Source organism: Streptosporangium sp. NPDC006013, from assembly GCF_040614275.1.
Lineage (GTDB): Bacteria > Actinomycetota > Actinomycetes > Streptosporangiales > Streptosporangiaceae > Streptosporangium.
This window is the reverse complement of sequence record NZ_JBEXUE010000437.1, coordinates 1-8,365: the sequence shown is the minus strand read 5'-3', so window position 1 is coordinate 8,365 and position 8,365 is coordinate 1. Positions and strand designations below refer to the sequence as shown.

Here is an 8,365-nt window from a genome sequence, read left to right as displayed (position 1 = left end):
TCTATAACCGTCTATATTTGATTGTGTACGGTTATTTATGCGCGGTGCCTACCTCTATGTCCTTCCCGCTGCGCGGGGCCCCGCCCGCCGGCCCCCCGCCCCTGGGCGAGTGCGGATCGGCCCGCGTTCACCGGCGGGGGTGCCGGGTGCCCGCCCCATGGGGGATGGCGCGGGTGGCGGGTGTGGATCAGTTGGCGTAGACGGGGTAGCCGTAGCCGACGACCTGGGAGACGGGCCGGATGCGTTGCTCGACGTTGCCGTTGCCGGTGTTGCCCTCGATCGTGGTGATCGTGCCGTCTCCGTTGTCCTTCTTCACGAAGCCGACGTGGTCGATGCCGTCGAGGCTCTTGCCACCGGCCCAGTCGAAGTAGACGACGGCGCCGGGAGTGGGGGTGGTGCCCCAGTGATGGTTGTTCTTGAACCACTTGGCGTGGGTGACGGTGTAGGCGTCCCAGCCCATCGTGGGCCGGATGCCGGCCATCTCGCCGACCCAGGAGACGAACATCGCGCACCAGGGGGCGTTGGCGTAGCCCTGGATGGTGCCGCCGTCACGAGCGACGGTCTCCTTGGCGCGCGGGGAGGACATGTACCACGAGTGGAACTTGGTCCCGCCGCCCTGGGAGTTCTCGCGGACGCCGATCTGCTTGGAGGCGAGGTCCAGGACCTGCGCGGCGGAGACCTTGGGCAGCCTCTGGGCCGCGATCTCGAGCGGGGTGCTCGCGGGCCTGTGCTGCGAGACCTCGGAGATCTTCGCGTCGGCGGGCGGGTTCAGAGCGGTGTGGCTGTCGGCCAGGGCTGCGGAGCCCACGGAGCCGGTCGCCAGGACGACGCAGGCGCCCAGGAGGGCGCTCGCCACGCGGGGGGCGCTGAAGGTGGGGGTGAGGCGGTGCTTGGTCATACCGGGGTTCGACTCCTTGCTTCGCTTCCATGCCGCCTACCGGGTTAGCTGACGGGTTCGGGCTGGGAAGTGCCCTACGGCGCGAGAACGCGCTGATTCACCCCAGGAACGTGGTTCCCCGGTTCCGCAGACTTCGCGGATTCGGCGGCCGTGCTCACCGCGGGCGGAGGTTCCGCCCAGGTGGAACACGGTCGGGCAATGTGACGGCAATGCTTAGATCTATACAGACCCAGACATTTGCCATGAACAGGACGAACGTACGTCACTCGGACAGACGATTACAAGTAGGACACATTGCCCTGACTTGGTGATACGTCCAAGTCACGGGGGTACGGCGGGGGGTCGCTTGGCCTGGGAAGGAGGCGGGTCACACCCGTTCTCCGGCCGGTCGCGGCGGACGGGGTCGCGGCCCCGTCGCGGGCTGGATCCCCTGTTTCCTCGGCGATCCAGCCGGGTGGTACCCGCCGGTGGATCGCCTGACCCGGGATGGTATGGCATGATCGGGAGGCTCGCCGGTAAGGGTGTCAGGCCTTAACTTTTTGCAACAAATATTCGATGGTAAAAAGTGTGGAGCGGATGCGTCCCGCTCCCCCGGAAGGCCCGAACGAGGTTCGGCGGCCCAGGGGCCCGCCGGCGGCAGGGCGGGCCTCAGCTCTCTTGGCCGGACCAGGATCGGAACAGCGGGAGCAGGAACCGGTCGACCGTGTCCTCGACGAACTCCCGATCCAGTGGCTTACCGGTGAAGAGCAGCCGGTACCACACCAGTGCCTCGGTGGCCTTCCTGAGCTCCGCGGGGTCCACCGGCCCTGGCAGTTCGCCGCGCTCCCTGGCGCGTTCCAGCAGCGGGACGGTGCCGGTGATGTCGGGGCGGGGCACGTTGTCGCGCAGGGCGGAGGCCAGCTCGGGGGAGGTGAGGAACGCCGGAAACAGGCCGAAGATCATCGCCTGTTTCCGTTCCAGTATCCGGCAGAACCCGTCCACGACCTCGATCAGGTCCCCGCGCATCGACCCGGTGTCGGGCGGCGGCACGACGTCGATCTCAAGGTGGTTGCAGATCAGATCCACGACCAGCGCCTCCTTGCCCGCCCAGCGACGGTAGATCGTGGCCTTGCTCGCGCTGGCCCGCCTGGCGATCTGGTCGATGGACATCCGGTCGTATCCGACCTCGGACAGCAGGCCGGCCGTCGCGTCGAGGATCGCCCGCTCCCGAGTGGGGTCGAGACGCAAGGTGCCTCCGGTGGTTCGCTAGTGCTGGCGGATCTCCCCGAATCGTACGCCGGTCAGCGCCTCGGACCTCTCCCAGAGCCTCGCCGCCACCGCCTCGTCCAGTGCCTTCGGCGAGGGGCGCAGCACTTTCGGCCCCGGGCCGATGTACTGCCCGCCTCTCGCCTCAGGAGAGGTGGCCGCGTACAGGGACGGCCTGGCGCCCTTGGCGACCGGCTGTGCCACCAGGCGCATCAGCGCGTTGAAGGGGCGGGTGAGGGCGCCCGGCTTCAGAATGCCGGTGGCGGTCATGCCCGGGTGGGTCGCCAGGCTCAGCAGCGCCGCCCCCGAGGCGTCGGCGCGGCGCTGCAACTCCACGGCGAACAGCAGGTTGGCCAGCTTGGAACGGCTGTACGCGGAGAACATGCCGTACCCGCGTTCCAGCCCCAGGTTCTCGAAGTCGATCGCGCCGAGGGAGTGCGCGTCGCTGGAGACCGTGACCACCCGGGCCGCGGAGGCGGCCAGCAGGCGTGGCATCAGCAGGCCGGTCAGGGCGAAGTGCCCCAGGTGGTTGACGCCGAACTGGGTCTCGAAGCCGTCGGCGGTGGTCCGCCGGGACATCGGGCCCATCCCGGCGTTGTTGACCAGCAGCTCCAGCGGCCCGTCGACGGTGTCCGCGAAGGCGCGTACCGAGCGGAGGTCGGCCAGGTCGAGCGCTCTCACCTCGGCCGTCGCCCCTGGCGCCGCCGCCCTGACCGCCTCCAGCGCGGCCCGGCCCCGGTCCGGGTCGCGTGCCGTCATGACGACCCTGGCGCCGTGCCTGGCCAGCTCCAGTGCCGTCGGTACGCCGATGCCGCCGCTCGCCCCGGTGATCACGGCGGTGGAGCCGGTCAGGTCGGGAATCTCATCGGGTGTCCACATGCTCACTCCTCCGTGGTGTACGAAACGGTGCCGTACACCACGATAAAGATCGAAAAGACCGCGCGCAAGCACGCGTGGGCGGCTGTTCATCCGTGGTTCCCCGGCGCTTAAGGCCACCGGGTTAGCTTGGGTCAGTCGTGAACGGGTCATCACCCGGCGTGGAGGACGGTCGAGACCACGCGCGGGATCAGGGTTCGGCCATCGCCTGGGTGGAATCCCCGCTGCAGATGCTCTGCGCCGTGGAGGCCCACCACGCGGGGCTGCTCGGTGCCCGCAGCCACCTCGTGCCCAGGGCGAGGCTCCGCCCCCTGGCCGCCACCGGGCGCGAGCTCGGGCGCCTCACCCTGCCGCCGGGCCTGGAGCTCACCGCCGCGCGGCCGGACATGCCCAGGCCGCACCGGGGCGTGACCTGGGCGGTGGGCGACGCCTTCTCCGGCAAGGTCCAGTTCCGCTGGCTCACCGGGCGCCCCGGCCGTATCGTGATCGTCGACGACGGGCTGGCCACCATCAGGCTCCTGGAGCTGCTCGTCGGCCACGCGGGTACGCCCCTGCTGAGAGCCCGGGGGAAGGCGGGACGGCTCAGAACCGCCCTCGGCGCGGCGGCCGGACTCAGGTTGCGCGCCGCGGCCCGCTCGGGGCGGCTGTCGATCTTCACAGCGCTGCCCGTTCCCGCGGACCTGGCGAAGGCCGTACGGGCAAGAGGGGCCGAGCTGATCACCCACGACTTCGCCTGGCTGCGGTCGCAGCCGCTGCGCGTGCCCCGTCCCAAGGAGCTCACGGTCGTCCTTGGCACCTCGCTGGTCCGCAACGGCCTGATCCACCGCGACCACTACCTCGGCTGGCTGGCCGCTCTCGGCTCGGCCGGGCCGGTGGCCTACTTCCCGCACCGCAGGGAGGACCCCCACGATCTCGCCAGGGTCGGGGAGCAGCCCGGGATCACCGTCTACGGCGGCGGGATCCCCGCCGAGATGACCCTGCGCGGGCTGGCCGCCGGGCAGCGGGTACTGAGCCTGCCGTCCACCGCGGTCACCTCCCTGCGGGTCCTGCTCTCGGCCAGGGGCGTCCCGGTCGAGACGGTGGACGTGCCGGACGAGTGGTGGACGGTGGAGGCGGCCCCCTCGCTCCGCTCCCACCTGTCGATGTTCGCCCATCACGACACGGGAGCCACCGGGGCATGACCTCGTGACCTCGTGACCCCGCGGCCGGAGGCCGGTGGCGTGCCGCCCCGGGATGCGAGCCGCGCCGGGTCCGCCCATGTGAAATCGGATATGAAGCGGGGGATCCCCGTTGGAGGTTCTCGTTGAAGGTCCTGGCCGTGGCCGACTCTGACTCCTACCTGAAGTGGGCGGCCTGCCTGCTGCGGGACCTGCCCTCGGGATGCACGAGGGAGCTGGCGGTCATCCGCACCCCCATCACCCCGTCCCCGGCGCAGATCAGTGCCGCGGTCGCGGGCTCGGCGGCGGATCCGCCGGTGCTCTCGGCCCGCGCGCTGCGCCGGGCCGCCGAGCGGCTCGGGCCCGACGTGGTGCTCGCCGCCTGCACGGGTCCCGTGGTGGACGTGCTGGTCGGTGAGGTGCTGGCCGGGTTGCGGCCACGGCCGGTGTTCGTCTCGGGCCTGCCTGGCATCTCCGTCCCCGCCACCGAGAAGGCCTGGCTGTTTCGCAGCGGATGCGAGCTGTTCGTGCTGCACAGCGGGCGGGAGGTCGAGGAGTTCTCGGCGATGGGCCGCGAGCTGGGCGGGGGCGGCCAGGTGGGGCTGGCCCGGCTGCCGTTTCTGCGAGGCCAGGAGGAGGTCGCCCGCATCGGGCCGCGGGACCGGGTGGTGTTCGCCACCCAGGCCAAGGTGCCCAAGCGGAGACAGGAGCGCGAGAGCATCCTGCTGGCCCTGGCCGAACTGGCCGGGCGGCGGCCGGATCTGGACGTCGTCGTCAAGCTCCGTGCCCTGGACGGCGAGCGGCAGACCCACAATGAGCGCCACCACTACCAGCGCCTGTGGCAGTCGCTCGTGGAGGAGGGCAGGGTGCGCGCCGGGGCCGTGCGCTTCGCGGTGGGGCCCATGCACGAGCACCTGGCCCACGCGGCCGGGTTCGTCACCGTCAGCTCGACCGCCGCGCTGGAGGCGATCGCCCAGCAGGTGCCCCTGCTGGTGCTGTCGGACTTCGGGGTGGGCGCCGAGATGATCAATCTGGTCTTCGAGGACAGCGGCCTGCTCGGCACCCTCGACGATCTTTCCGCGGGGCGCTTCCTGGACCCGGACGACGGCTGGTGCAGGGACAACTACTTCCATCCCGGTGACGAGAGCGACTGGGTCTCGCGGATGGTCTCCCTGGTCGGGCAGGCGCGCTCGGGACGCCTCGTCCCCGCCAAGTCCCTGCTCGACGGCCCCGAGTACGCCGCCGCCCGCCGTCGCGCCCGGATGCGCGTGGAGGTCCCGCCGAACGTGCTGCGCATCGGCTACCGCGCCAAGCGCCGGATGCGCCGCTACCTGAGTCGTCCGTAGTGCTCCGCCCCTCAGGCCGGAGGGGAAACGGACTCTCCCGCGTGGCGGGGCAGGGAACGCTGATTCGCCGTTGACGGCGAATCAGCGCATGCCGGTGTGACCGTGTCAGGTACCGCTGGATGAGCGGGAACGGAGCCGGAAGGGTTCGCAAGCCTGTGGAGACCCGACAAGGCCACCCCGGTGGCGCGGGCCGACGAGGCAGGAAGCCGCAGAGGTGCCGCACACGCGGTACTCGTGCCGAAGAGCGCGTCAACTCAGGGCGCTGGGCCGGCACCCGCGCCCCGCCTCCGGACCGGAGGAGAGGGCGCGGCACGGGGGACGCGGGGCGATCCGCCGTTTCCCGCCCGTGCCGTGCCGTAGTGGCCGTCCGGCTCAGGGAAAGGTTCTCGACAGGCGGCTGCGGAGCCTGCCCAGGGGGCTCCGCTCCCGGGGGGCGGCGACCGGGGCGCCGGCCGGAGTGGCGGCCGGAGTGGTGGCCGATGCGCCGGCCGATGCGGTGGTGGCCGGGGTGGTGATCAGGTCCAGGGCGGCGAGCCGCCGGTGCTTGAAGTAGCGGTCGGGGCCGCAGGCCTGGAGATAGGCCGCGGCCTGCTCGCGCAGCCCCGGATACGCCTCGCTCCGCATGCAGTAGCCGACCGCGCCCACCAGGGCGGAGACGTCCACCGGCGGGGGCTCCCACAGCGAACCGTCCGTCGACAGGCGGGGCAGCAGGGCGTCGGTGATGGTCGCCGGGATCCGGTTGCTGTTCTCGTACGGGGAGAGCCGCTCCAGGATCAGCTTGCCGCCCACCGTCGCCACCGGGAGCCCGAAGTACCGCCCGGCGGTGATCAGAGCGGTGGAGAAGCAGCCGACCACGAGCTCGGGCCCGAGGGTGGCGAAGCACGACTCCGCCGGGACGGTCTCCGCCACCACGTCCAGCTCGACGCCCAGCTCGGCGGCCGTCTCGCGCAGCCGCTGGGCGTGCCGCCGACCGGCGGCCGGGTGCGGTTTGAACAGCACGCGCGAAAACCCCCGGGCGACGAGGCCGCGCAGCATGTCGGCGTGGAGCTCCGCCTCCTCCTCGGAGGTGACGATGCCGAGGGCGGACAGGTACTGGCCGAGGATCATCGCCCGGCCCGAGGGCGGGTCATCGGCCCGGTGGCCGACCACGTCGAGGAAGGCCCGGTCGGGGAGGGGTTCGGCGGGCACCCCGTACTCGGAGAGCAGCAGCGGCCGAAGACCGGGCACCAGGTCGAGGTGGAGCAGGCGGGTGATCCGCCCGTAGATCTCCTGCGGCAGCGGGTCGCGGGTCGGGCCGTAGCTCATCAGGCCGTCAGAGTAGACCGAGATGGGGCAGTCCCTGACCAGTCCGGCCAGCGTCCTGGCAGGGGGGACCGCGACGGATTCCAGAACCAGCTCGGCGGGCCCGGCTCCCAGGGACAGGTGCGAGCGGAGCAGGCGGCCCAGCATCGGCACCTCGACGAGGCGTGCCTTCCAGTCCGATGGATGCAGCGGGGCCACGATCTTGTTCCACGAGTGGATCTCGTCGAAGCGCGGGCGCAGCGTGGCGAAGCCCGGGGTCTCGTCCAGAGCCGGGGTGATCTCCGGGATGGCCGCGTTGTTGGAGACCAGCAGGATCCGGCGCCCCTGGCGGGGGCCGAAACGGCCGTCGTCGATCGCCGCCGCCAGCGTCATCGCGCCGAACAGGGTCGAGGCGTAGAACAGCTGCGTCATCGGCGCTCCAGGAGGTCGAGCAGGATCTGATCGCGTTCGGGGTCCAGGGCGGTTCCGGCGAGCAGGTCGGCGGGGAACCGCCTCAGTGTCGTGGCACCGCGCTCCTCGAAGCGGGCTCGAAGCTCGGGGGAGAGGCGCTCGCCCAGCTCCAGGTGGTGGGCCAGCAACGCGCGGAAGGTGCGCACCGCCTTGGGCATGAACTCCTCCTCCAGGTCCGCGAAGACCAGGTCGAAGGCGTCGAAGAAGTGCAGTTGCCTGGCGTCGCCGGTCTGCGTCAGCGAGCCCGCCACCATCCGCCGGTAGAACAGCCCGGCCAGTGACACCACCGCGAACGAACCCGCGTCGCGGTGCAGCCGCCAGATCCACGGCCTGTCCTCGGCGGTGTGCAGGTGCCCCGGGAAGGTCAGCAGGTCGCCGAGGTCCCGGCGGTAGATCCCCGCCCAGGCGTACGGGTAGTCCACCATGGTCCTGGCGTGATCGGGCAGGATGTGGTCGCGCGGCTTCAGCACCACCTCGCGGGTGGCGAGCGGCGCCCGGTGGATCGTCCGCTTGCGGCCCTCCGCCTGTACGTGGTCGACCCGGACGAAGTCGCAGTCCAGCCGCTCGATCGCGCCGACCAGGTCCCCGAGATATCCGGGCGCGAGCCAGTCGTCGCCGTCCATGAACGTCAGGTAGCGGCCGGAGGCGAGGGAGATCCCGAGGTTACGCGCGTCGGCCAGTCCGACCGGCGCGTCGTTGCGGACCACCACCAGACCGGGCAGATCACGGCAGAAGTCCTCGACGATCTGCCCGGTCGCGTCCACCGACCCGTCGTCCACCACGATGAACTCGAAGTCCCGCCGCGCGTTCCTGGCCAGCGACGCCAAGGCGTCCCCGACGTAGCTCTCCGCGTCCCGCACCGGAACCACCACCGACAACTTGATCAACTTCGCCCTCCCATCCCCGATTCAGACGACCCAACCAAGAACCCTCACGTCGACCACCCTCACCTTCCCCCGACGGGACCACCCGTGACCCCGCGCCGGCGACTGAACCAAGGAGCACCCTGGGGACGTGCTCCGTATTCCGTCCCCGAGGGACTACCCGTGAGGCCGCGCCGGCGACTGGACTGAGGAGCGAAGGAGCGAAGC

Annotated in this window: 7 protein-coding genes and 1 riboswitch; of the genes, 2 read left to right on the top strand and 5 right to left on the bottom strand. The window is 71.1% G+C overall.

Annotated features, from left to right (window positions below; all coding sequences use genetic code 11):
• Positions 1-187: 187 nt before the first annotated feature.
• The 3 genes from ABZ260_RS40615 to ABZ260_RS40605 form a co-directional block, all read right to left on the bottom strand.
• The gene (locus ABZ260_RS40615) at positions 188-898 is read right to left on the bottom strand and encodes a CHAP domain-containing protein (RefSeq protein WP_355628286.1); all 711 of its coding nucleotides are present in this window, start codon (positions 896-898) and stop codon (positions 188-190) included.
• An 18-nt stretch (positions 899-916) separates the two neighbouring features.
• Positions 917-1,055, bottom strand: a riboswitch (cyclic di-AMP (ydaO/yuaA leader).
• Between the two features lie 491 nt (positions 1,056-1,546).
• Complete coding sequence (locus tag ABZ260_RS40610) at positions 1,547-2,125, bottom strand: TetR/AcrR family transcriptional regulator (RefSeq protein WP_355628284.1); 579 nt, start codon at positions 2,123-2,125, stop codon at positions 1,547-1,549.
• 18 nt (positions 2,126-2,143) lie between these two features.
• Positions 2,144-3,022, bottom strand: a complete 879-nt coding sequence (locus ABZ260_RS40605; RefSeq protein WP_355628281.1) for an oxidoreductase — start codon at positions 3,020-3,022, stop codon at positions 2,144-2,146.
• 209 nt (positions 3,023-3,231) lie between these two features.
• Between ABZ260_RS40605 and ABZ260_RS40600 the strand changes: the two genes are divergently transcribed.
• The gene (locus tag ABZ260_RS40600) at positions 3,232-4,200 is read left to right on the top strand and encodes a hypothetical protein (protein ID WP_355628278.1); all 969 of its coding nucleotides are present in this window, start codon (positions 3,232-3,234) and stop codon (positions 4,198-4,200) included.
• A 137-nt stretch (positions 4,201-4,337) separates the two neighbouring features.
• Positions 4,338-5,522: a DUF6716 putative glycosyltransferase gene (locus ABZ260_RS40595; RefSeq protein WP_355628275.1), complete on the top strand. Its 1,185-nt coding sequence runs from the start codon at positions 4,338-4,340 to the stop codon at positions 5,520-5,522.
• A gap of 372 nt (positions 5,523-5,894) precedes the next feature.
• Here ABZ260_RS40595 and ABZ260_RS40590 read toward each other — a convergent pair whose 3' ends face one another.
• The gene (locus ABZ260_RS40590; RefSeq protein WP_355628272.1) at positions 5,895-7,235 is read right to left on the bottom strand and encodes an alpha-2,8-polysialyltransferase family protein; all 1,341 of its coding nucleotides are present in this window, start codon (positions 7,233-7,235) and stop codon (positions 5,895-5,897) included.
• Positions 7,232-8,161 (bottom strand): glycosyltransferase family 2 protein, encoded by a 930-nt coding sequence (locus ABZ260_RS40585; protein WP_355559830.1) that lies wholly within the window; start codon positions 8,159-8,161, stop codon positions 7,232-7,234. Before ABZ260_RS40585 ends, ABZ260_RS40590 begins: the two co-directional genes overlap by 4 nt.
• Positions 8,162-8,365 lie beyond the last annotated feature (204 nt).